General features: G+C 64.5%; 23 protein-coding genes. 12 read left to right on the top strand and 11 right to left on the bottom strand.

The window, feature by feature from the left end:
- Positions 1-398 precede the first annotated feature (398 nt).
- The 4 genes from F8S13_17130 to F8S13_17115 form a co-directional block, all read right to left on the bottom strand.
- Positions 399-1292: an EamA family transporter gene (locus F8S13_17130; protein KAB8141968.1), complete on the bottom strand. Its 894-nt coding sequence runs from the start codon at positions 1290-1292 to the stop codon at positions 399-401.
- A gap of 469 nt (positions 1293-1761) precedes the next feature.
- On the bottom strand, positions 1762-2562 hold the full coding sequence (locus tag F8S13_17125; GenBank protein ID KAB8141859.1) for a glucose 1-dehydrogenase: 801 nt from the start codon (positions 2560-2562) through the stop codon (positions 1762-1764).
- A 9-nt stretch (positions 2563-2571) separates the two neighbouring features.
- Positions 2572-3057: an ester cyclase gene (locus F8S13_17120; GenBank protein KAB8141858.1), complete on the bottom strand. Its 486-nt coding sequence runs from the start codon at positions 3055-3057 to the stop codon at positions 2572-2574.
- A gap of 81 nt (positions 3058-3138) precedes the next feature.
- A complete protein-coding gene (locus F8S13_17115) occupies positions 3139-4038 on the bottom strand; it encodes a helix-turn-helix domain-containing protein (GenBank protein ID KAB8141857.1) in 900 nt (299 codons plus the stop codon).
- 73 nt (positions 4039-4111) lie between these two features.
- Between F8S13_17115 and F8S13_17110 the strand changes: the two genes are divergently transcribed.
- The gene (locus tag F8S13_17110) at positions 4112-4531 is read left to right on the top strand and encodes an ester cyclase (protein ID KAB8141856.1); all 420 of its coding nucleotides are present in this window, start codon (positions 4112-4114) and stop codon (positions 4529-4531) included.
- A gap of 56 nt (positions 4532-4587) precedes the next feature.
- Here the strand turns inward: F8S13_17110 and F8S13_17105 are convergent, their stop codons facing one another.
- The 7 genes from F8S13_17105 to F8S13_17075 form a co-directional block, all read right to left on the bottom strand.
- Positions 4588-4917 (bottom strand): type II toxin-antitoxin system PemK/MazF family toxin, encoded by a 330-nt coding sequence (locus tag F8S13_17105; protein ID KAB8141855.1) that lies wholly within the window; start codon positions 4915-4917, stop codon positions 4588-4590.
- Positions 4905-5168 (bottom strand): AbrB/MazE/SpoVT family DNA-binding domain-containing protein, encoded by a 264-nt coding sequence (locus F8S13_17100; protein KAB8141854.1) that lies wholly within the window; start codon positions 5166-5168, stop codon positions 4905-4907. The genes F8S13_17105 and F8S13_17100 overlap by 13 nt, the downstream gene beginning before the upstream one ends.
- Positions 5169-6189: 1021 nt before the next feature.
- Positions 6190-7233 (bottom strand): amidohydrolase family protein, encoded by a 1044-nt coding sequence (locus F8S13_17095; GenBank protein KAB8141853.1) that lies wholly within the window; start codon positions 7231-7233, stop codon positions 6190-6192.
- A 122-nt stretch (positions 7234-7355) separates the two neighbouring features.
- A complete protein-coding gene (locus F8S13_17090) occupies positions 7356-8384 on the bottom strand; it encodes a WYL domain-containing protein (GenBank protein KAB8141852.1) in 1029 nt (342 codons plus the stop codon).
- Complete coding sequence (locus F8S13_17085) at positions 8381-8614, bottom strand: hypothetical protein (GenBank protein KAB8141851.1); 234 nt, start codon at positions 8612-8614, stop codon at positions 8381-8383. The genes F8S13_17090 and F8S13_17085 overlap by 4 nt, the downstream gene beginning before the upstream one ends.
- Before the next feature lie 9 nt (positions 8615-8623).
- Positions 8624-9196 carry a hypothetical protein gene (locus F8S13_17080; protein KAB8141850.1) on the bottom strand — a complete coding sequence of 191 codons (573 nt, stop codon included), beginning with the start codon at positions 9194-9196 and terminating at the stop codon, positions 8624-8626.
- Positions 9197-9227: 31 nt separating this feature from the next.
- Complete coding sequence (locus tag F8S13_17075; protein ID KAB8141967.1) at positions 9228-9656, bottom strand: YccF domain-containing protein; 429 nt, start codon at positions 9654-9656, stop codon at positions 9228-9230.
- Positions 9657-10091: 435 nt separating this feature from the next.
- Here F8S13_17075 and F8S13_17070 point away from each other — a divergent pair, with 435 nt between their 5' ends.
- From F8S13_17070 to F8S13_17020, 11 genes are all read left to right on the top strand, one after another.
- On the top strand, positions 10092-10478 hold the full coding sequence (locus F8S13_17070) for a helix-turn-helix transcriptional regulator (protein KAB8141849.1): 387 nt from the start codon (positions 10092-10094) through the stop codon (positions 10476-10478).
- Positions 10478-10714, top strand: coding sequence for a thioredoxin family protein (locus F8S13_17065; GenBank protein ID KAB8141848.1), 237 nt, complete (start codon positions 10478-10480; stop codon positions 10712-10714). Before F8S13_17070 ends, F8S13_17065 begins: the two co-directional genes overlap by 1 nt.
- Positions 10715-10795: 81 nt before the next feature.
- Positions 10796-11854, top strand: coding sequence for a permease (locus tag F8S13_17060; GenBank protein KAB8141847.1), 1059 nt, complete (start codon positions 10796-10798; stop codon positions 11852-11854).
- Between the two features lie 59 nt (positions 11855-11913).
- Positions 11914-12336 (top strand): cytochrome c, encoded by a 423-nt coding sequence (locus F8S13_17055; GenBank protein KAB8141846.1) that lies wholly within the window; start codon positions 11914-11916, stop codon positions 12334-12336.
- A 556-nt stretch (positions 12337-12892) separates the two neighbouring features.
- Positions 12893-13915, top strand: a complete 1023-nt coding sequence (locus F8S13_17050) for a deoxyhypusine synthase (GenBank protein KAB8141845.1) — start codon at positions 12893-12895, stop codon at positions 13913-13915.
- Between the two features lie 129 nt (positions 13916-14044).
- Positions 14045-14536, top strand: coding sequence for a hypothetical protein (locus F8S13_17045; protein ID KAB8141844.1), 492 nt, complete (start codon positions 14045-14047; stop codon positions 14534-14536).
- Positions 14537-15259: 723 nt separating this feature from the next.
- Entirely contained in the window at positions 15260-17371 is a 2112-nt protein-coding gene (locus tag F8S13_17040; protein KAB8141843.1) for a peptide ABC transporter substrate-binding protein, read from the top strand.
- A gap of 81 nt (positions 17372-17452) precedes the next feature.
- Positions 17453-18439: an ABC transporter permease gene (locus tag F8S13_17035; protein KAB8141842.1), complete on the top strand. Its 987-nt coding sequence runs from the start codon at positions 17453-17455 to the stop codon at positions 18437-18439.
- 38 nt (positions 18440-18477) lie between these two features.
- Complete coding sequence (locus F8S13_17030; GenBank protein KAB8141841.1) at positions 18478-19371, top strand: ABC transporter permease; 894 nt, start codon at positions 18478-18480, stop codon at positions 19369-19371.
- 2 nt (positions 19372-19373) lie between these two features.
- Entirely contained in the window at positions 19374-20363 is a 990-nt protein-coding gene (locus F8S13_17025) for an ABC transporter ATP-binding protein (protein KAB8141840.1), read from the top strand.
- The gene (locus tag F8S13_17020; GenBank protein KAB8141839.1) at positions 20347-21186 is read left to right on the top strand and encodes an ABC transporter ATP-binding protein; all 840 of its coding nucleotides are present in this window, start codon (positions 20347-20349) and stop codon (positions 21184-21186) included. The genes F8S13_17025 and F8S13_17020 overlap by 17 nt, the downstream gene beginning before the upstream one ends.
- Positions 21187-21219 lie beyond the last annotated feature (33 nt).

Here is a 21219-nt window from a genome sequence, read left to right as displayed (position 1 = left end):
GCCACTGAAGATTCGTTACCACGAGGACGCGAAGGCGCGAAGGGGAGAAGGGGAGAAGGCGACCGATCACCTAGGGAGCATACCGCGCAACAGGTGGCACTTTTTTGGCGGGGCATTGGGATGCGGCAGATGACGCGACCCGGCGTACCGAGGCATGCGCTGCGGTTGCCACCTGCAGCAGTTGGGCATGCACGCGATACAATCATTGACGTAGGGGCGGGCGCGTGCCCGCGCTGCGTGCATCGCATGCAGCGTGGGCGTGTTGCAATGGATGTGTTGGGTCGTTTCCCCCTGACCTTGGGTTCTTCTACCTGCTATTCTGTGATTCTACCTGCTATTCTGTGATTCTACCTGCTATTCTGTGATTCTATCTGCTATTTTGCGATGATTATCTCTGTTTATTGTATTTCATCACCTTTCTTATATCGCACCGGCGGCCCTGCGCGGCAAGCTGGCCTCGCCGCGTGCAGGGCCAGCCCGCCCAGCACCAGCGCCCCGCCCAGCGCCTGCGCTAGGCCCAGCGGCCTGCCCAGCAGCGCGGCGTCGATCAGCGTGGCCACCAGCGGGGTGAGCAGCTGGAGCATGGATGCGGTGGCGGGGGCCAGTCGCTCCAGGCCGCGAAACCACAGCGCGTAGGCCAGCCCAGTGTGGATGAGGCCGAGCGCGGCGAAGATGCCGAGCGCGGCGGTCGTGAGCGGGGGTAGTGCGCCCTCGCGCCAGAGCGCCAGCGGCAGCAGGATGGCCCCACCGATCAGCAGTTGCCAGCCGGTGGTGGCCAGTGGCGCGCCCATGCTGCCCCAGCGGGCGGCCAGCGCGGTGGCCAGCGCCATGGCCAGCGCGCCCAGCGCCGCCGCGCCCGCGCCGACGGGGTCGAGCCGCGCCCCAGGCCTCAGCGCCAGCGTGGCCACGCCCGCCGCGCCCAGGGCCGCCGCGCCCAGCGCGCGCGCCCCGGGCCGCAGGCCCAGCAGCGGCCAGAGCAGCAGCGTGACCATGAACGGCTGCGTGGCGCTGATCGTGGCGGCGACACCGCCGGGCAGCCGCGCCGCCGCCATGAAAAAGAGCGCGAAGAACAGGCCGATGTTCAGCGCGCCCAGCGCCAGCAGACGAGGCCAGGCCCCCAGCGCAGGGCGCTGGCGCTGCGCCGCCACCATCAGCAGGCCGATCGGCAGGGCGCGTAGCGCGCCGATCAGCAGCGGGTGCCCCGGCATGGCCAGCATGCCGGTGAGCAGGTAGGTGCTGCCCCAGATGATCGGGGCGCAGGCGGTGAGCAGGAGGTTTCGCATAGATAGAATGGGGGGCGGCAGGGCCTTAACCCCGCCGCCCTCATATGGTGTCACTTTTTCCGTCGGCGTTGGGCTTTTTTCCAAAAGCGATGGCGGTGGTGGTTGATTACTGGGTAGATGCCCCCTTTGAACCCCCAATTTTGGGTGTTCCTATGCTGTTTCCTGGCTGCTGGTGTTGGTGCATATGGCCAGTTTGCACGAGCAGCACCTTCGCCGTATGGGAAGGGTGGGGAGATGACGGCAACGATCACTCATTGCGGGCATCGGATCGGGGGCGATGCCCGCAATGTGATTCATCGGGTGTAGGGGCGGGTTGTATGCCCGCCCCATTGCAACGCGGCATGCATCGAACCCCCACACGATGCCCACTGCGTATGGCAATGCGCTTCGCGCCGTATTGCATCGCACGGTATCCGATGATACCGATGCCCCGCCCAAGAAAGTGACGCCGCATGCGTCCCGCCGCCCGTGCGAGGCGCTACACGCTGGCGACCGAGCCGCCGTCCACGCGGTAGTTCGCGCCGGTGATGAACGATGCCGCCTCGGATGCCAGGAACACCACCGCCGCCGCCGTCTCCTCCGCCGTGCCCGCGCGGCCCAGCACGATGTTGGGGCGCTGCTGGCGCAGGAACGCGCGCTCGGCCTCGGCCAGGGTGATGCCCTGCTGTGCGGCCTGTTCGGCCAGCATGGCCTCCACCAGCGGGGTGCGGATGAAGGCGGGCGAGACGGTGTTCACCAGGATGCCCTCGCCGCCGTAGGCCTTGGAGAGGCTCTTGGTGAAGTTGATCAGGGCGGCCTTGGTGGCGTTGTAGTGCGCCATCTCGGCGTCGGGCTGGCTGCCCGACTCGCTGGCCAGGTTGATGATGCGGCCCCAGCGCTGCCGCCGCATGTGGGGCAGGGCAGCCCGCGTGGCCCGCACCGCCGAGAGCACGTTCAGCGCCCACAGCTCGTCCCAGTCTTCATCCTCTAGGGCGTCGAAGGGCGCGAACCGCCCGATGCCGCCCGCGTTGTTCACCAGTACGTGGAGGCCGCCAAGCTGCGCTACCGTGGTCTCCACTAGCCGCGCGGTGTCGGCGGCGCTGGTGGCGTCGGCGCGGATGCCCAGCGCGGTGCCGCCCGCCGCGCGGATCGCCTCGGCGGCCTCATCCAGGTCGCGCTGGGTGCGCGCGCTGATCGCCACGCTGGCCCCCTCGTGGGCTAGCCCCAGCGCGATGGCCCTGCCGATGCCCTTGCTTGCCCCGGTGACGAGCGCTACTTTCCCGCGTAGTCCTAGATCCATGGCTCCCCCCTACAGCTCGACCACGCCGAGCTGGATCATCAGCGTCAGGTTGTCTTCCAGATGCCAGTTCTCGACCACCTTGCCATCCACGATCCGCAGGATGTCGATCGCCAGAAAGTCGATCGGCTGCCCGCCGCCCTGCTTCCCGCCAAATGTCCCGGTGAAGCTGCCGGTGAAGCGCAGCCGCGCCGTGACCTTGTCGCCCACCACCAGCAGGTCGTCGATGGCGCAGCGCAGATCGGGCACGGCGGCGCGGAACTGCTCCGAGGCGAAGCGCGGCCCCTCCGGCCCCTGCGGGCGGCCTGCGGGCAGGGTGCTGTCGTAGAAGCTGGGCGCGATGGCGGTATCGAGGTGGGCGGGGTCGCCGGTGTCCCAGAAGGCGTAGAAGCTGCGAGCCGCGCGGATGGACGCCTGCGCGGCGGCCTGATCTAGCCCGCTGTCGACGGTGGTGGGTGCGGGCTGGGGCAGAGCCGATTTGGTGATTGCGACGGTCATATGCGGTCTCCTCTCAAAGCGATTGGCTGATGGGGAGACTATACGCCGCCGCAGCTAGCGGGCGGTAGGACAGCTGGGGGCCTACTCTGGCACTTTCTCTGGCATTCTGCGGAACTCGCCAGGCGAGCTGCCCGCGTGCCTGCGGAAGAAGCGCCCGAAGTACGAGGGGTCGTCGAAGCCCAGCTGGAAGGCGATCTCGGCCACGGCCAGGGGCGAGTGGCGCAGCAGCCGCTTGGCCTCCAGCAGCAGCCGCTCGCGGATGACCGCGCCCGCCGTGCGCCCGGTGGTGCGGCGGATGACCTCGCCCAGGTGGCTGGCGGTCACGTGCAGCTGCTGGGCGTAGCTGGCCACCGCGCCCTGCTCGGCGTAGCGCTGCTCGACCAGGGCCAGGAAGCGCTTGGTGAGCGCGTAGTCGGCGGTGGCGGCGGGCGCGGCCCCGGCCTGCGCCACTAGCCGCTTGGCCTCGATCAGCAGGATGTGCAGGTAGGCGCGCAGCATGGTCTCGCGGTCTTCCTGCTGGGCGCTGTACTCGTGCTGCAGGTGGCCGAGCAGATCGCTGAAGTGGGCCTGCCGCGCGGCCTCGACCGCCAGCGTGGGCGGCGCGTCCACCGCGTAGAACCACGGCAGGTCGGCCAGCTGGATGTGGCGCGCGCCCTCGGCGGCGAAGAAGGTGCTGGCGAAGCGCACCAGCTGGCCCTGCGGCGTGGCCTCGGGCGCGAAGTCCCAGCTGTGCACCTGCCCCGGCGAGAGGAAGCACAACATCGGCGGGGCGATGGCGTGGCTGCGGAAGTCGATGGTGATCGCGCCGCCGCCGCCAGTGATCCAGAACACCTCGTAGAAGCTGTGGCGGTGGGCAGCCAGGATGTCGCGGCGCGGCTGCCCGAAGGCCTGGGCCAGCGGCAGCACCTCGATGCCGGGGCCTGCGGACGCGGCGAGGTCGGGGATGCTGTAGATCGGAATGCTCGGGGCTGTCTGCTCCACGCGCGCTTTCCTTGCTGTGGTGTGTGCTCTGCTGCTATCATAGCACCGTGGCTAAGAAGAGGAGAGCACAGTGATGAGCACAGAGATCGAGCGGAACAAGGCCGCTGTGGTGCGCTTCAACAAAGAGGTGATCGAGGGCGGCAGCCGCGCGAGCTTCGAGGAGCTGATGGACCCGCGCTTCGTCAACCGCAGCGCCGCGCCGGGGGCGCCAGATGGGCCGGAGAGCATGTGGGGGTTCTTTACCAACGTGCTGCGCCCGGCCTTCCCCGACCTGGTGGTGGAGATCCACGACCAGATCGCCGAGGGCGACAAGGTGGTGACGCGCAAGTCGATCATCGGCACGCACCAGGGGCCGTTCTTGGGCATCGCCGCCACGGGCCGCCGCGTGACGATCAACATCACCGACATCGTGCGGGTGGTGGATGGCCGCTACTATGAGCACTGGGGCAGCGCCGACCTGTTCGGCGTGCAGGCCCAGCTGACCGCGCCCTAGGGCGGCGCGTGCGCACAAAAGCGGCTGGCCTCAGGTGTGGGGCCAGCCGCTTTTTGTTATTTGGAAAAGAGTTGTGCCAGCACATCAAGAACGTGTTGCTGTGTCCTCGTGTCAATTTGCCCAATATGCTTGAGCAGTCGCCGTTTATCAACAGTGCGAATTTGGTCAAGGATAATATGGCATTCACGATCTTCAAAAGTGCAGGTGACTCTTGTTGGATATGATCGCGATTTTGATGTCATTGGGGCGATTATTACAGTTTGGATATAGTCATTTAGCTCATTGGGCGAGATGATGAGACATGGTCGCGTTTTTTGTATTTCTGAACCAACAGTTGGGTCAAGGTTGACCACAAAAACATCAAAGCGTTTGGCTACCATTCCCATTCAGTTTCATCCCATACAGTTGGTGTGATCTCTGGGTCAAGAAGCTGATCATCGCCCATTTCGGCCATTTGCTGAAATGCTATAGCCCAGTTTGCGCGTGGCATAAGGCTTTTACGAATGATCAGCTGGTTATCTTGGATTTCCATCTCGATAGAATCATCAAACTGGAGTTGGTCGAGCAGTATTTTGGGAATGCGGACGCCTTGCGAGTTGCCGATCTGAACCAGATGTGTTCGGATGACAGAAGACATAGCGTACCTCCTTGCGTGATTACATTGTATGTACGTTTTTTCTCTCTGTCAATCCTCCATTTTTCTGCTATGGGTCATGGATGCCCTCTGCGCATAGTTGGTGAGTGGCTATTCAGGATGTCGGTGTTTTTTGGTGGGTGTGTGCCCCTGACATGGTGCCATTTTCTCGGGCTTTGCGAGGCGTTTTTGTGGAATTGCGCGTTGCTGTCGGCTAAGGTGCGCCTTCGTTAATAGTAGGCGTTCGTGGGTGGTGGTGCATGCCCTGTGCGGGCGGCACCACGGGCTCCGCGCCCTCAACAGGTGTCACTTTTCCCGTCGGCGCTGGGCGTTTTTTCATTCGGCGATGGCATTGGTCGATGTTTGGTGGGTGGATGCCCTGCGCGGGCAGCGCCTAGGGGCCTGCCCCTAGGAACCCCGCGAGGGGGTGTTACCCCCTTCGAAACCCCCAATTTTGAGCGTTCCTCTGCCGTTTCCTGGCGGCGGGCGTTCGTGCATATGGCCATCAAGACTCTCGCGGCACCTTCGCCGTATGGGACAGGTGGGCTGGTATGCCACGATCATGGTTTGGTACATGGTGCATGGTCGGCAGGGCTTGGCACGCATAATGATGCGTTTCGCCGCTTCCAAATGAGTCACATAGAAAAGTGACACCATGTGTGGCTCCGCGCCCTTGGATCCTCGCGAGGGGCGTTGCCCCTTCGAACCCCCAATGTTGAGCGTTCCTATGCCAAAATCAAGCGGCTGATGTTCGTGCATATGGCCAGCTGGCACGAGCAGCACCTTCGCCGCATGGGCCAGGTAGGTGGGGCTGGAAACATCGCGGAAGGCGATTGCAGCACAGCGGCCTCGCCCATCCGGCGAAGGCGCAACCGTATGACTGCTGGCCATGATCTCCACCGCAGCGGGAAGGCCTACCCCAGCGCAGGCAGGCCTTTTTTTGTTCTTTTGGAGTCTTGGGGTCTTGGTGGTAAAACGGTTCTTGTTCTCTTGGGGGTCTTGGTGGTGAAACGGTGTCTCCCCGCTAGCCGCGCTGCCGCAGGATGACGCGCTCGGCGTTGCGGCGGTAGACGCGCTCCAGCACGTCGTCGGGCAGGTGCAGGCCGTAGATCTGCCAGCGGCCCTGGCCGGGCGTGGGGCCGTCGCCGTAGGCGAAGTACTCGTCGTCGCTTTCGAGGAAGCGGTAGTAGCGCTGGTAGCCCGCCAGGTCGATGCCCGCATCCAGCCCGAACAGGATGCGGTCGGCGTAGCGCAGGAAGAAGCGGCGGGCGCTGTAGGGCTGGCGGCCCAGCTCGGCGATGCGTGCGCTGATGTCCACGTAGAAGTTGGGGCAGCGGTCGAGCAGCGCGCCCACCCAGCCCAGATTTTCAGCGTAGCAGCCCACGTGCGCGCCCACAAAATCGGTGCCGGGGTGGCGCTCGACCAGCCGGGCCAGCGCTTCGAGGATGCTGAGGAAGGGCGGGAAGGGCGGGCTGGGGAACTGCCAGTCGGGGTGGGCGTGCAGCTCCTCCCAGCGCTCGTTGGTGGCGTCCAGCGGCTCGAAGAAGGCCACCGGGTCGGCCACGTGGATCATCACGGGCAGGTTCAGCTCGCCCGCCGTCTGCCAGATCGGGTCGAGCCGAGGGTCATCGACCGCCGCCAGCTGGCCGTGGTGGTCGCGCACGTGCAGGCCAAACGGCTTCCAGATCTTCAGGCCCTCGGCCCCGCGCGCGGCCTGGGCGCGCAGCTGCGCCGCCGCCCACGCGCCGAAGCCGTCGCCGCGCTCGGCCCACTGCGCCCAGTCCACCCCGCCGAAGATCCGGAAGCGCTCGGGGGCGCGGGCCTTGAACTTCTCCAGCCGCTCGTTCAGGATGTGCTCGCCCCAGCCGCCATCGAGATCGACATACAGCTGCACGCTGGCCGCATCCATCGCCTCCAGCAGCTGCTCCACCGGCCTGCGGCTCCAGCCGCCGCCGAACTCTGGCCCTAGGTGGTTGTGAGCGTCGATCACGGGGAACTTGGGCGCGGGCACCTCGGTGCGCTTGGTGACGAGGGCGGGCCGGGGCTGGAACTGTTCGAGCGCGAGCATGGCAAACCTCCTCCTATACGCGTTGCTGGTGATTATAGGAGCTTCGGAGGAGAAGTCAAGCATAAATAAGCATGAATATGCTTATTTATGCTTGATAGTGCATGTTTTTGCGTGAATATGCGCTAGTGCCCGCTTGCCTGGTCGGGCAGGTAGGCCGCCACCATGCCGCGCACGGTGTCGCGGAACATCTCCACCAGCTCCGGTGGCGACTCGACGGTGCAGCCCGAGCCGTAGCGCAGCAGGATGTGGCGGGCCTGCCAGATATTGGTGATGGTGGCGGTGACGGTGGCGGTGCCGTCGTCGTGGTAGTCGAAGACCGTGTTGGGGAAGTAGGTCGCCACATCGCGCCGCTTGGCCACATTGCTGCTCAGGCGGTAACGCAGCTGGTAGGTGGGCGGCTGCGGGCGCGTGGGCGGCAGCACCTGCGGCAGCACCTTGGCCGAGCCGGGCACGATTCGGTCGATGCGGTAGTGCTTCGGCTCGTTGCGGATGGGGATATGTTCGCTGGAATCAAGCGGCGTGGCATCCAGGTAGCTATGGCCCTCGGGCGAGAAGAAGACCTCGTAGGGGGCCACGCGGAACCACGACTCGTGGTCGAAGGCGGCGCTGCGGTAGCGGAAGAACAGCTCGCGGTGCTTGCAGGCGCGGCGCACGGTGGCCAGCGTGGCCGCGTCGATCTGGTCGGTGCCGCCGTCGCGCAGGGCCAGGCTGATCGTGCCGTGCTGCCTAGCCAGCATGTCGCGCCGCGACTGGGGCAGCAGGCTGCGCACATGCTTGAGCAGCTGGTGGATGTAGGCGTGCTGGGGGATGGCCCCGCCCTCGGGGAAGGTCGCATCGAGGAACGAGAGCGCCTCCATGCAGGTGTCGGGCAGGTCGAGCAGGGCGAGTTCGCCCAGGTCTTCCAGCACATAGCGTCTGCTGCTGCGGTCGAAGCGGATATCGCAGCCGTACTCGGCCTTGAGCGCATCTAGGTCGTGCTTGAGCGCGGCCTGGGCGGCGACCGGGTAGCTCTCATCGCCGAGCGCCAGCCTGGCCGCATCGATCAGATCATCGGCGCGCTGCGGCTCGCGCAGCAGCTGGCGGATGAGGGTCAGGCGACGGCGGAAGGTGAACTGCGAGCTGCGCTTGATTCCTCCAGTATGGGATGTCATAGAGTTCCTCGGTACATGCGGGCGTAGCTATAGTATAGCAGGGCCTGGGCGTCGCTGGCGCTGCGGATGCCGCCTAACATCGGAGTGGTGATCAGCACCAGCTGCTCAAGCTGGGCGGCGCTGGCCCGCCAGCCGTGCAGCTCGTTCATGTGCTGGGCGAGGGGCAGCCACACCTCCAGGGTGCGCTGTAGCTCGGGCGGGCTGGCGTGGTTGTGGGGCGTGTCGGCCATGGGGTGCTCCTATTTCTTGCAGGCCGCGCGCAGCTGGGGCAGCACGTCGGGCAGGCCGCGCAGGTCAAAGCTCATCTCGGTTGGGGACTGCTGGAACGGCGTGAAGGAGAACAGCAGCCGCTCGTGCTTGGCCATGCGGTCGATGATCGCCGCGTCGGGGAAGAAAAGCCCTTTCCCATCGGTGGATTGCCCCATATTGATCAGCTCGGCCTTCTGCTGATCGAGCCGGATTCGCACAGATGCGTGGTCGAGGTTGCCTGATTCGACATCTGGCGGGACACCGGTCACAATATATGCTTCGGTGTACCGCTCTTTGCAGCGCAGTATGAGGACTGGCTGGATCTCTTTGCCCAATCCATTAGTGAATTGCTCCTCGGAGTTGAGCATGAGTGTGACCAGCGGGCTATCATCGAATGATGAGGTGTCGTTGCTCACATCCCACTTGCCGCCCTTGGGCACGGGCGTGGCGGTAGGGATGGCGGTGGGCTGCTCGGTCGGGGCGCTGGCCCCTGTGGCGCTGGCCCCGCAGGCGGCGAGGGCGCAGGCCAGCGGCAGCAGGATGATGGCGATGCGGTGTCGCATAGTGTTGCTCCTTGAACAGTGCGTATGGCCGCTACGAGCGGGCCAGGGTGACGATGGCCGGGGTGCGGTCGAACATCCAGAACGAGATCGGCAGGGCCAGCCCCAGCGTCGCGCCGATCAGGCCCCAGGCTACGCCCAGCCACAGCGCGCTGAACCACCAGCCCACCAGCAGGAAGTAGGCGGCCCGCATGGCGAAGGGGTGCTGCGGCACAGCGCCCTGGCTTACCACCACCGCGCCGCCCTGCACCGTCACGTTGGTGGTGGTGCGCGGCGTGCGCAGCGTGGTGACCTGGGGGATGCGGTTGAGCATCATGATGCCCAGCGGCAGGCCGATGATCGAGACCAGCAGCGCCCAGGCCAGCCCGGTCCACAGCGCGCCAAACCACACGCCGATGAACACGAAGTACAGGGCGCGCACCAAGCAGCCGGGGCCGCTGGCCTGGCTGGCCACCACCACCACGGGCGTGGCGGGCGCGGCCTGCGCGGTCACGTTCACATTCACCTGGGGGGCGAAGGCGATGCCCGCCGGGGCCACGGCGCTGGGCGCGGTGGCGATCAGGGGCGCGGCGGCGATGGGGGCTACGCCTGCGGCGGTGGGCAGGCTGGGCGCGGCGGGCGCTGGGGCTACGCTCGCCGATGTGACCGTGGGCGCGGTGGCGGCGGGCGCGAGGGCCGCGCCGCAGGCGGTGCAGAAGGCGTTTCCGTCGGCGTTTGGCTGATCGCAGCGGGTACAGTTCATGGGGCGCTCCTTTTGCTTGTTGGGTAGGCTTGTCGAGATCCGCTGGCTCTAGCATATCCACGGGCCGGGGCGCAAATGCGCACCGCTGCGGGGATCGGCTATGATATGTTTGGTTGAGAGATCGGCACGAAATATATTCAAGAACATGCATATACTATGGCTATGAAGAACACCCACTACGCCGCCGAGGCGGCGCTGTTTAAGCTGCTGGCCCACCCTGCCCGCCTCGCCATCCTAGAGGCATTGGGCCAGCAGCGGGCCTGCGTGTGCCACCTTGAGGCGCTGCTGGGGCTGCGGCAGGCCTATATCTCGCAGCAGCTCGCGGTGCTGCGCGAGAGCGGGCTGATCACTGATCAGCGCGAGGGGTGGAATATCTTCTACCGCCTGGCCCGGCCCGACCTGCTGGCGGTGGTGGGCGCCGCCCGCACGATGCTGGGCGGGCCGACGCCCGCCCTGGGCCGCCCGGCCAGCTGCCCGTGCCCGCTGTGCGCCAGCGAACGCCAGCAGCCGATCGCGCTGGCCGATGCTAAAGGAGCGAGATGATGAAGGATGTGAAGGTGCTTGGCCCCGGCTGCGCGAACTGCCAGCGGCTGGCCGCGATGGTGCAGAAGGTGTCGGATGCCGAGGGCGTGCCCACATCGGTCGAGAAGGTGACCGACTACGCCGAGATCATGCGCTACGGTGTGATGCGCACGCCGGGGCTGGTGGTGGAGGGACAGCTTGTGGTCTCGGGGCGGCTGCCCAGCGAGGAAGAGATCAGGGGATGGCTGGCATCCTAGCGCGCTGGCGAGGCCCATGGGTGGGCCTCGCCTTTTTTGGCTGAATGATATTCAGAAGTGTGCATATGTTAGGAGGCTGCTATGGGTGGCATATCGCTGGCGCGCTGGCCAAGGCCTAGCCGCGCCGATATGGGGCTGCTGGGGCGGGTGGCGGCGGGCGCGGCGGCGTGGCTGCTGGCCTACAACATCATCGAGCCGCTCTCGCGCTGGCTCACCTATGGGCTGCTGGGCCTGCCCGAAGGCTCGCACTTGGGCGAGTCGCTGGCGTTCTTTCTCTACGATGTGCCGAAGATCTTCCTGCTGCTTAGCGGCATGATCTTCATCATCACCATTGTGCGCTCGTTCTTCAGCCCCGAGCGTACCCGCGCTCTGCTGGGCGGGCGGCGCGAGGGTGTGGGCAATGTGCTGGCCGCGTCGCTTGGCGTGGTGACGCCGTTCTGCTCGTGCTCGGCGGTGCCGCTGTTCATCGGCTTTCTGGAGTCGGGCATCCCGCTGGGCGTCACCTTCTCGTTCCTGATCGCCGCGCCGGTGATCAACGAGGTGGCGCTGACCATGCTGCTGGGCATGTTTGGCTGGCGCGTGGCGGCGCTCTACCTGGCTTCGGGCCTGGGCATCGCGGTGGTGGCGGGCGTGGTGATCGGGCGGCTGCGGCTGGAGCGCTACGTGGAGGGCTTCGTCTGGCAGATCCAGGTGGGCAAGGGTGTGGATGAATCGCGCGGGCTGACGTGGGCGCGGCGGGTGGCGCAGGCCTGGGCCGCCGTGGGCGAGATCTTCGGCAAGGTGTGGCGGTATGTGGTGCTGGGCATCGCGGTGGGCGCGGGCATCCACGGCTACGTGCCCGAGCAGGCCATGGCGCAGATTCTAGGCCAGCAGGCTTGGTGGTCGGTGCCTGCGGCGGTGCTGGTGGGCGTGCCGCTCTACTCCAACGCCGCCGGGGTCACCCCGATCGTGCACGCGCTGATGGAGAAGGGCGCGGCGCTGGGCACTGTGCTGGCGTTCATGATGGCGGTGGTGGGCCTGAGCCTGCCCGAGCTGATCATCCTGCGGCGGGTGCTGAAGCCGCAGCTGCTGGCGGTGTTTGTGGGCGTGGTGGCGCTGGCGATCATCCTAACGGGGTATCTGTTTAACGCCGTACTCTAGGGTTTGCAACGGCGGTGGCGCTGTGCTACTGTGCCCCTGGCTTCGCTGTGGAAGAAGGGATGGATACAATGTCACTGTCTGATCGCGTGTGGCTGGGCTTGGCGCTGGCGCTGCTGGCCCTGGGCGCTGGGGCCTGCGCCCAAGGCCCCGCCGACCTGAGCGACACCTCGATCTCGTCGCGGGGCAGCGCGGCGGCGGGCGCGAAGGTGTTTCAGGATGTGGGCTGCGCGGCCTGCCACAGCGCCGGGCGCGAGTTCCTTGTCGGCCCGGGCATGGCGGGCATGTTCAGCGCCGAGGGGCCGACCCTGATGCCGGGGGTGAGCTACAAGGGCATGCTGCCCAACGCCCGCCCGCGCACCGAGACCAACGTGGCGCAGTGGATCCGCCAGGGCGGCCAGGGCATGATGGGAGTGATGGCCCCGCAGCCGCTGGACGACCAGCGCATGGCCGATCTGCTGGCCTACCTGCGCACGCTGGAGTAAGCGCATGCTCGTGAATGTCGGCTTTCCCATGCGCGATGGTGGTTCCGCGTGATGGGTGCGTGGATGCCCTGTGCGGGCGGCTGCCGATGAATTTCCATTGCCGACATCGACCCCGATCCGATGTTCGCAATGATCCGCAATGGCTGTAGGGGCGGATCTGGTGTCCGCCCCATCGGGATGCGCCGCCCGCATCGTAACCCCACCCGATGCCCACAGCGCGTGGCGATGCGATGCGCGCCGCGTACATCGCGCACATCGAACGCCCCGGCGATGCGCTGTACGCGGCGCGGGCGGGCACGAGACCCGCCCCTACGCCGCTGATCGCATTGGGCGCATGGGCCGGGTGAGAAGGGTTGGCTACGCCTCATCTCATGGCTATTTTTCCCTCTTCGCGCCGTCGTGTCTTCGTGGTGAAGAACGCGCCCCGAGCCATGCTATAATGCAGGCCTAGCCACGGCGGGGAACCGATGGCGGGCGCGCGAGCGCACCGTAGGCCCCGTGTCGGGGCTTTTTTTGTTGCCCCGGCATCGCTGTTCTACGCTACAGGAGCACGCAGATGCACGATCTTCTCCACACCCCGGTCGAGCACATCGACATCAAGTCCGTCGATGTTGTGCCGCTGATCGACATGATGGCCAAGACCGCCTTCCAGGCCCGCAACCTGGCCCGCGCCGCCGCCATCGCCCGCGACATGGTGGCCGACCCCACAGCCACCGTGATCATGACCCTGGCGGGCAGCCTGGTATCGGCGGGCCAGAAGGGCGTCCTCCTCGACCTGATGCGCGCTGGTGCGGTGGATGTGCTGGTCTCCACCGGTGCGAATATCGTCGACCAAGATTTCTTCGAGGCGCTGGGCTTCCGCCACTACCAGGGCACGCCGTTCGCCGACGACAACGCCCTGCGCGAGCGGGCCATCGACCGTATCTACGACACCTACATCGATGAGAACGAGCTGCGGGTGTGCGACGACACCATCCGCGCGATCGCCGACGCCCTGGAGCCGCGCGCCTACTCCAGCCGCGAGTTCATCCGCGAGATGGGCCGCCACCTTGACGCGCACCACCCCGATGCCGAGAGCATCGTGCTGGAGGCCTTCCGGCGCGACATCCCGATCTTCGTCCCGGCCTTCTCCGACTGCTCGGCGGGCTTTGGGCTGGTGGCGCACCAAGTGGCCCACCCCCAGCGCCACGTGTCGATCGACAGCGTGAAGGACTTCCGCGAGCTGACCATGGTGAAGATTGGCGCGGGGGCGACCGGCCTGATCATGGTGGGCGGCGGCGTGCCCAAGAACTTTGTGCAGGACATCGTGGTGTCGGCGGAGTTCCTGGGGCACGAGGTGGCCATGCACCAGTACGCCGTGCAGCTCACCGTGGCCGACGAGCGCGATGGCGCGCTCTCTGGCTCGACGCTGAAGGAGGCCAACTCGTGGGGCAAGGTGAGCCTGGCCCAGGAGCAGATGGTGTATGGCGAGGCCAGCATCACGCTGCCGCTGCTGGCGGGCTATGTGTACCACAGCGGCGTTTGGCATGGCCGCGCGCCGCGCCGCTGGGGCGCCCAGCTGGATGGCGTGGCTGCCTAGGCAATCTTGCGCGATGTCCATTTTTCGATAGGCAAAATGGACATCGCGCCCAGTAACATCCTCTATAATGGCGCGCATCCCCATGTGGCGCACCAGCGCGCCCGAAGCTGAAGAAGAGGAGCCGACGTCATGACCACCCGTACATCCGCCGGAGTCCGCCGTCTCATCGCCGCCCTCGCCATTCTCCTGCTGGGCATGAGCTTCGCCCCGCCCACCTACGCCAGCGGCACCAAGCTGACCCACGCCCAGGCCACCGCCAAGCTGAGCGCGGCTGGGATCACCTGGTCATCCAGCGGCGGCTGTAGCAACCGCAACAATGCCACCTGCACCTCGTTCGAGCAGATCAACTCGGGCACGATCGATAGCATCATCGTGTTCAAGAACGCCAGCGGCTGCGCGGTCAACATCACCGGCGGCACCGAGACCGGGCACGCCAGCGGCACCTACAGCCATTGGAACGGCTACAAGGTGGACATAAGCATCAGCACCTGCGTGAACAACTGGATCACCAGCGCCTACACCTACATCGGCGTGCGCAGCGATGGCGCGGCGATGTATCAGTCGGCGGCGGGCAACATCTACGCGCGCGAGGGCAGCCACTGGGACATCCTGTATTACTAGGCTACCTTTAAAATTTTAGAGGGCGCGTTTTCCCAGGGTGAAATAGTCTGGTTTTGTTCTGAGAAAACGCGCTTGGTAGCTAGTTCTTCACCCGAGCGCTTTTAAAATATCTAAAAAAAGCTGAGCTTGTTTAAGCTAGACCTAGTCGCTCAGCCTAGGGAGAGCGGCGTTTTCCCCCATCACAGTGCGGAATAGTCTCTAGGCGGGGGTGCCATATTGGCCTGCGGGTGTGAGCGGTGTTCATGATGCGTGATTTGATGTTAGGTATTTAGTGCTTTCTGAAGGCATAATATGCGGCGATGTAAGCTCAAATGAGGGCTCTTTTGCTGTCAGTTGGGTGTAAGGATGCTCTGTTTGTGGCAGTTTTAAACATAACCAAGGTTGTTGTTTAAAAGCTTTCGGTAAAATTTTAATAAAACTATACATCTTGACGCTGAAAGTAATTCGCGCTATACTATGCCCATCAGCTCAATAATTTTAATAAATTTTATAAACAGCACACTAAACGCAAAATCGTCTTGCATCTTTTCCACAGCGCTGTGGTTTGCTGATTTATCGTTAGGGGTCTTGATAGCCCTTCCCGAAGCTGATACGCCTTTCGGCTTTTGCCCGTAAGGCCACACCCAATGGCGGGTGTGTATTCCCTTCCTACGCTGGCTGCGGTGGCGCCGCCCGAGCGATGGTTACACAATTCCCCATGTTGTGTGATCCGCCCTTGGTGGTATGCCGCCTAGCTGTAGATTACAATCTGGTCAGGGGTTACCCATCTCAAAGAGGAGGACACGTCCAATGGTTAAGAAGTCCGGGTCCCTGCTGAGCGCTGCTGCTCTGCTGCTCTGTGCTTCGCCGCTGTTCGCAGCGTGCACCGGCGCAGCCTCGACACCCACACCACCACCGGCTAGCGGCTCTGGCACCACTGCAGTTGCAGGTGCGACCGATGCCGCCCAGCCAAGCACAAACACCAGCTCCGAAGTAAAAGATGTCACCGTCACCCTTCCCTTCCAGCAGGGTGGTATCACCAGCCTTGACCACGCCTTCTGGACCTCGCAGCTCTTTCTGAGCCAGGGCGTGATCTTCGAGGGCCTGTACGGCTACGACAAGGATCTGAAGGTGGTCCCCCGGGTTGCCGAGAGCGCCACCCCATCGGCGGACAACAAGGTCTGGACGATCAAGCTTCGCCAGGACAAGAAGTGGTCGAACGGCGACCCGGTGACGGCCAAAGATTACTACGCCGCCTGGATGCGCCTGATGGGCCCCGAGCTGAAGGATGCCCCGATGTGGGCCGGCATGTGGTCCAACATCAAGAATGCCAACGCCTTCAAGGCGGGCGCAGCCAAGCCCGAGGAAGTGGGCCTCAAGCTGGTCGATGACTACACCCTGGAGATCACGCTGATCCAGCCGAACGCGGCGCTGATCAACCTGCTGTGCATCTCCACCTCGATGCCGATCAACGCTAACTCGCTGAAGGAGCACCCGACCGACTGGTGGGACCCCAAGAATGGCGTCTACAACGGGCCATATGTGGTGCAGTCGTGGGTGAGCGGCGGCGATATCGCCCTGACCCGCAACCCCAACTACGTAGGCGACGGCATCGGCAATGTGAAGAACATTATGCTTCGCCCCTACCAGGATGCCAACTCGCGCCTGCAGGCATATGAGAATAACGAGATCCAGTTTACCTTCCTCGAGGATGCCAGCCAGCTGGCCTATGCCGAGAACGTGCCCGCGATGAAGGATAACATGAAGAGCGTGGTCAACGACATCATGTGGCGCGGTATCGAGTACAACCGCGCGGTTGACCCCGGCCCGCTTGCCGACCAGCGCGTGCGCCAGGCCTTTGCTCTCGCTATTGATAAGAAGACCATCACCGACAACGTGCTGGCAGGCCTGGGCACCCCGGCGGATGCCTTCAGCAGCATGCCCGAGATCGCCTCGAAGATTAAGCCGCTGAGCTATGATGTGGCCAAGGCCAAGCAGCTGCTGGCCGATGCTGGCTACCCCAACGGCCAGGGCATGCCCGAGCTGGTCTTCGATGCCCCGCCCGCTAACGATCCGCTGATGCCGCTGATTGAAGCGGTGGTCAAGATGTGGCAGGACAACCTGGGCGTCAAGGTCACCATCCAGAACCACGAGGGCCCCGCGTACAACACCCTGGTGTGGTCGAACTTCAACAAAGACATCAAGCCGGGCTTTGCGGTGCTGGGCGGACCGATGAACTGGTTCCAGCCGACCGACCTGCTGCTGGCCACGGGCCATATCTGGTGGTTCATGGACTTCAAGAAGGATGGCACCAAGCACTTTGTCGAGTTTGAGGACAAGATCAACGCGGTGAAGAACCTGACCGCCGCTGGCGACTGGGATGCTCTTCAGAAGCGTGCGGACGCCGTCTGGGCCAAGCGCCAGACGATCATGGAGACCGAGAAGGACAATTCCTGGGGCAAGCTGATGCAGACCCCGCCGACCTTCAAGGAGAACTTCGACCTGATCACCGAGCGGTTTAAGTCGGCTGCCGACGATGCCGCGAAGCTGAGCGCCTACCAGGATGCTGAGACCCTGGTGCTGAAGGAAGAGCAGGACACCACCAAGTACGGCGACCTGACGGAGAACAACCTGAAGGCCCAGCGCCTGCTGATCGCACTGGCCGAGAAGTCCATGGATGACGCCTACGACACCGTGGTGCCGCTCCAGCAGATGGCGATCGACTCGGCATGGATGGTGCCGGTCTACAGCGACAAGCTGTACTACACCACCGACCCGCGCCTCTCGGGCATCGTCGTGAACAAGCTCTCCTGGGGTGGTATCTTCCAGTACCAGTACCTACAGTGGAACGAGTAGTGTAGCCCTGTTTCTGTCCGCAGGCTGGCCAGCCAGCCTGCGGACAAACTAGCTTGATCTGCAAACTGTAGGGAGAAAACAATGCGTGTTAACTTCTTGTTTTTTCTGGCGAAACGCCTCTCACTGATCGCAATATCGCTTGTTGTTATTATCAGCATTTCCTATACCCTTCTCTGGTATGCGCCGGGCAACTACCTGGATGTCCAGCGCGCATACACCTCTATGTCGACCCAGTTCGCACAGAACAGCGAGGCGTACAAGCTTCAGAAGGCCATGTTCGAGGAGCGCTATGGCCTGAACAAGCCGCTCTACGCCCAGATCTGGACCTACGTCAAAAACGCGGCGACGTTTAACTTCGGCCCCTCCTTCCAAACCCCCACGGTGCTCATCCAAGACATGGTGCGCGAGCGCCTGCCCCGCACGCTCACGATCGTGCTGCTGGGGATAGGCCTAGCGCTGCTTGTGGGCATACCGCTGGGTGTGCTGGCGGGCTTCCGCCGCAACACCTGGATCGACTATGTGGTGACGGGATTCTCCATGGTGGGCCAGATCGTGCCGGTCTACGTGCTGGCGATCGTGTTCATCCTGGTGTTCGCCGGCAAGGTCTGGAACGTGCTGCCCGGCGGCGGCTGGAGCACCCCGTGGCCCAAGCCGCAGGAGCTGGTGCTGCCCGTGCTGACCCTGGCGCTTGGCCCGATCGCCGGTATCGCCCGCTTCACCCGCAACCAGGTGGCCGAGACCATGAGCCAGGAGTTCATCCGCACTGCTCGCTCGAAGGGCGTGCCCGAGCGCTTTGTGATCATGCGTCACGCGCTGCGCAACTCGCTCATCCCCGTCGTCACCACCACCGCACCGCAGATCGGCGCAGCCCTGGTTGGCTCGGTGTGGATCGAGAATATCTTCCGCATCCCGGGCATTGGCCAGCTGTTCGCCACCGCGCTGGGCGCACGTGACTACCCGCTGATGATCACCAGCGTGGTCATTCTGGCCCTGGGCGTGATGCTGGCGAACCTGATCGCCGATATTCTGTACAGCGTCCTTGACCCGCGCATCAAGCTGGAAGCGTAAGGGAGCGCCCCGCCCCATATCTCAGAGGAGAGATAGCCATGGCTCTGTCCGATACAATCCCGACTTCGGCTGCGGTCTCGGCCCCCGAGCCAGAGACACTGCTTCAAGTCTTCTGGCGGCGCTATCGCCGCAACCATATGGCGGTCGTTGGGCTGGTGCTGGTGATTATCTTTGTGATCGTGGCGATCTTTGCGCCCTGGATCGCGCCATACCACTACAACGAGCAGAATCTCTCGAACACGTGGAAGGCCCCCACATCTGCGCATCTGTTTGGTACGGATGACCTGGGCCGCGATCAGCTGAGCCGTGTGATCTACGCGGTGCGTACGGCGGCGATCGTGGGCCTGGGCACCACGCTGCTCTCGCTGCTGATCGGCGCGGTGATCGGTTCGATCTCGGGCATGCGCGGCGGGCTTGTGGACAATGTGCTGATGCGCCTTGTCGAGATCTTTAACTCCTTCCCATCCATCCTCCTAGCAGTCATTTTGGCCACCACCCTGGGACAGAGCGTGTTCACAATCGTGATCGCGCTGGCGGTGACAAGCTGGGCGGGCTACGCGCGGCTCATCCGCGGCCAGGTGCTGGCGCTCAAGAACCAGGAGTATGTGGCCGCCGCCCGCACCCTGGGCGCGAGCGAGGCCCACATCATCATGAAGTATGTGCTGCCCAACATCCTCGGCCCGATCGCGGTCTCGCTGAGCTTCGGTATCCCCTACGCCATGATCGCCGAGGCTGGCCTCTCGGTCATCGGCGTGGGCATCCGCCCGCCCGAGCCGTCGTGGGGCAACCTGATCCAGCTGGGCATCGCCAAGATGCGCGGCTTCCCCTACCTGGCCATCTGGCCCACCGCGCTGTTCAGCGTGGTGCTGCTGGCCTTTACCTGGCTGGGCGATGGCCTGCAGGAGATCTTCAACGCGAAGGGGGAGCGCTAATCATGGCACCACTACTTGAGGTCAAAGACCTGCATGTCGAGTTCAAGCGCCCCGGCGGCGTGGTGCATGCGGTGAACGGCGTAAACTTTACCGTCGAGTCCGGGCAGAGCCTGGGCATCGTGGGCGAGTCGGGGTCGGGCAAGTCGGTGACGATGCTCTCGCTGCTGGGCCTGATCGGCCAGAATGGCCGCGTGGTGGGCGGCCAGGCCCTGCTGAACGGCGAGGATCTGACCAAGATGAGCCCGAGCGAGCTGCGCGATATGCGTGGCCGCGACATCGGCGTGATCTTCCAAGACCCCATGACCAGCCTGAACCCGATCATGCGGATCGGCCAGCAGATCATGGAGAGCATGCTGGTGCGCAACACCTGCTCGCCCGCCGAGGCCAAGCGCCGCGCGATCGAGCTGCTGGGCCGCGTGGGCATCCCCCAGCCCGAGAAGCGCCTGATGGACTACCCATTTCAGTTCTCTGGCGGCATGCGCCAGCGCGTGATGATCGCCGTGGCCCTGGCGCTCAACCCGCAGCTGCTGGTGGCCGATGAGCCGACCACGGCGCTGGATGTGACCGTGCAGGCCCAGGTGCTCGATCTGCTGCACGAGCTGCGCCGCGAGATCGGCATGGGCATGATCATCATCACCCACGATTTTGGCGTGGCCACCAATTACTGCGATAGGATCGCGGTGATGTACGCGGGCAGCATTGCGGAGATGACCACGGTCGAGAAACTGGTCAACAACACATCGCACCCCTACACCCTTGGCCTGCTGAACAGCACGATGGAGATCGGCCACGGGCGCCAGTCGATCGAGCCGATCCCGGGCACGCCGCCCAGCGCCATGGTGGTGCACAAGGCATGCCCGTTCGCGCCGCGCTGCCGCTTCAGCACCGATCGCTGCCGCACCGAGAAGCCGCTGCTTCGCACGATTGAAAATGACCATATGGTGGCCTGCCACCACGCCGAGGAGGTGGCGAGCCATGTCCAGCACGCCTAGCGCAAACGACGGCACCATCCTGCGTGTCGAGAACCTGTCGAAGTATTTCCCCCGTGGCCGCGACCGCTTCGCCGCTGTGCAGAACGTGTCGGTCGAGCTTGAGGCGGGCAAGACCCTGGGCATCGTGGGCGAGTCTGGCTCGGGCAAGTCGACGCTCTCGCGCTGTATCATCCGGCTCTACGACCCGGAGGAGGGCAAAGTCTTCTTCGATGGCGACGACTTCACCGCGCTGTCGCAGCGCGACCTGCGCATCAAGCGCCGCAACATCCAGATGATCTTCCAGGACCCGCTGGCCAGCCTGAACCCCATGATGACCGTGCTGAAGACCATCGAGGATCCGCTGGAGATCCACGGCGTGGGCACGCCCAAGGAGCGCGTCCGACGCGTGCACGAGCTGATGGAGCTGGTGGGCCTCGACCTGGCTGCCGCCAACGCCTTCCCCTTCGAGTTCTCCGGCGGGCAGCAGCAGCGCATCGGCATCGCCCGCGCGCTGGCGCTGAACCCCAAGCTGGTGATCTGCGACGAGGCGGTGAGCGCCCTGGATGTGTCCATCCAGGCCCAGATCCTGCGTCTGCTGCAGGATCTGCAGAAGCAGCTGGGCCTCTCGTACCTGTTTATCTCGCACAACCTGGCGGTGGTGGAGCACATGAGCGACCAGATCGCGGTGATGCACCACGGTAAGCTGGTGGAGTACGCCCCCACCGAGGAGATCTTCCGCGCTCCCAAGGAGGAGTACACCCGCACGCTGATCGCCAGCGTGCCCCAGATCCCCCGTGGCCCGCTGGCCCGCCGACGGCAGGCTGCATCCTCTACCCAGGCCTAGCTTTTCCTCGCACGGCCCAGCGGGTGCGCGCCC

This window comes from Chloroflexia bacterium SDU3-3 (assembly GCA_009268125.1).
Lineage (GTDB): Bacteria > Chloroflexota > Chloroflexia > Chloroflexales > Roseiflexaceae > SDU3-3.
This window is presented reverse-complemented; position numbering and strand designations above follow the sequence as displayed.

Coding starts and splice junctions, on each gene's coding strand:
- F8S13_17125 (KAB8141859.1), bottom strand. CDS start 2,562: ATGGATCTAGGACTACGCGGGAAAGTAGCGCTCGTCACCGGGGCAAGC.
- F8S13_17025 (KAB8141840.1), top strand. CDS start 19,374: ATGGCACCACTACTTGAGGTCAAAGACCTGCATGTCGAGTTCAAGCGC.
- F8S13_17020 (KAB8141839.1), top strand. CDS start 20,347: ATGTCCAGCACGCCTAGCGCAAACGACGGCACCATCCTGCGTGTCGAG.
- F8S13_17050 (KAB8141845.1), top strand. CDS start 12,893: ATGCACGATCTTCTCCACACCCCGGTCGAGCACATCGACATCAAGTCC.
- F8S13_17030 (KAB8141841.1), top strand. CDS start 18,478: ATGGCTCTGTCCGATACAATCCCGACTTCGGCTGCGGTCTCGGCCCCC.
- F8S13_17055 (KAB8141846.1), top strand. CDS start 11,914: ATGGATACAATGTCACTGTCTGATCGCGTGTGGCTGGGCTTGGCGCTG.
- F8S13_17120 (KAB8141858.1), bottom strand. CDS start 3,057: ATGACCGTCGCAATCACCAAATCGGCTCTGCCCCAGCCCGCACCCACC.
- F8S13_17095 (KAB8141853.1), bottom strand. CDS start 7,233: ATGCTCGCGCTCGAACAGTTCCAGCCCCGGCCCGCCCTCGTCACCAAG.
- F8S13_17045 (KAB8141844.1), top strand. CDS start 14,045: ATGACCACCCGTACATCCGCCGGAGTCCGCCGTCTCATCGCCGCCCTC.
- F8S13_17035 (KAB8141842.1), top strand. CDS start 17,453: ATGCGTGTTAACTTCTTGTTTTTTCTGGCGAAACGCCTCTCACTGATC.
- F8S13_17105 (KAB8141855.1), bottom strand. CDS start 4,917: ATGGGAATGGTAGCCAAACGCTTTGATGTTTTTGTGGTCAACCTTGAC.
- F8S13_17110 (KAB8141856.1), top strand. CDS start 4,112: ATGAGCACAGAGATCGAGCGGAACAAGGCCGCTGTGGTGCGCTTCAAC.
- F8S13_17040 (KAB8141843.1), top strand. CDS start 15,260: ATGCCGCCTAGCTGTAGATTACAATCTGGTCAGGGGTTACCCATCTCA.
- F8S13_17060 (KAB8141847.1), top strand. CDS start 10,796: ATGGGTGGCATATCGCTGGCGCGCTGGCCAAGGCCTAGCCGCGCCGAT.
- F8S13_17090 (KAB8141852.1), bottom strand. CDS start 8,384: ATGACATCCCATACTGGAGGAATCAAGCGCAGCTCGCAGTTCACCTTC.
- F8S13_17100 (KAB8141854.1), bottom strand. CDS start 5,168: ATGTCTTCTGTCATCCGAACACATCTGGTTCAGATCGGCAACTCGCAA.
- F8S13_17085 (KAB8141851.1), bottom strand. CDS start 8,614: ATGGCCGACACGCCCCACAACCACGCCAGCCCGCCCGAGCTACAGCGC.
- F8S13_17080 (KAB8141850.1), bottom strand. CDS start 9,196: ATGCGACACCGCATCGCCATCATCCTGCTGCCGCTGGCCTGCGCCCTC.
- F8S13_17070 (KAB8141849.1), top strand. CDS start 10,092: ATGGCTATGAAGAACACCCACTACGCCGCCGAGGCGGCGCTGTTTAAG.
- F8S13_17065 (KAB8141848.1), top strand. CDS start 10,478: ATGAAGGATGTGAAGGTGCTTGGCCCCGGCTGCGCGAACTGCCAGCGG.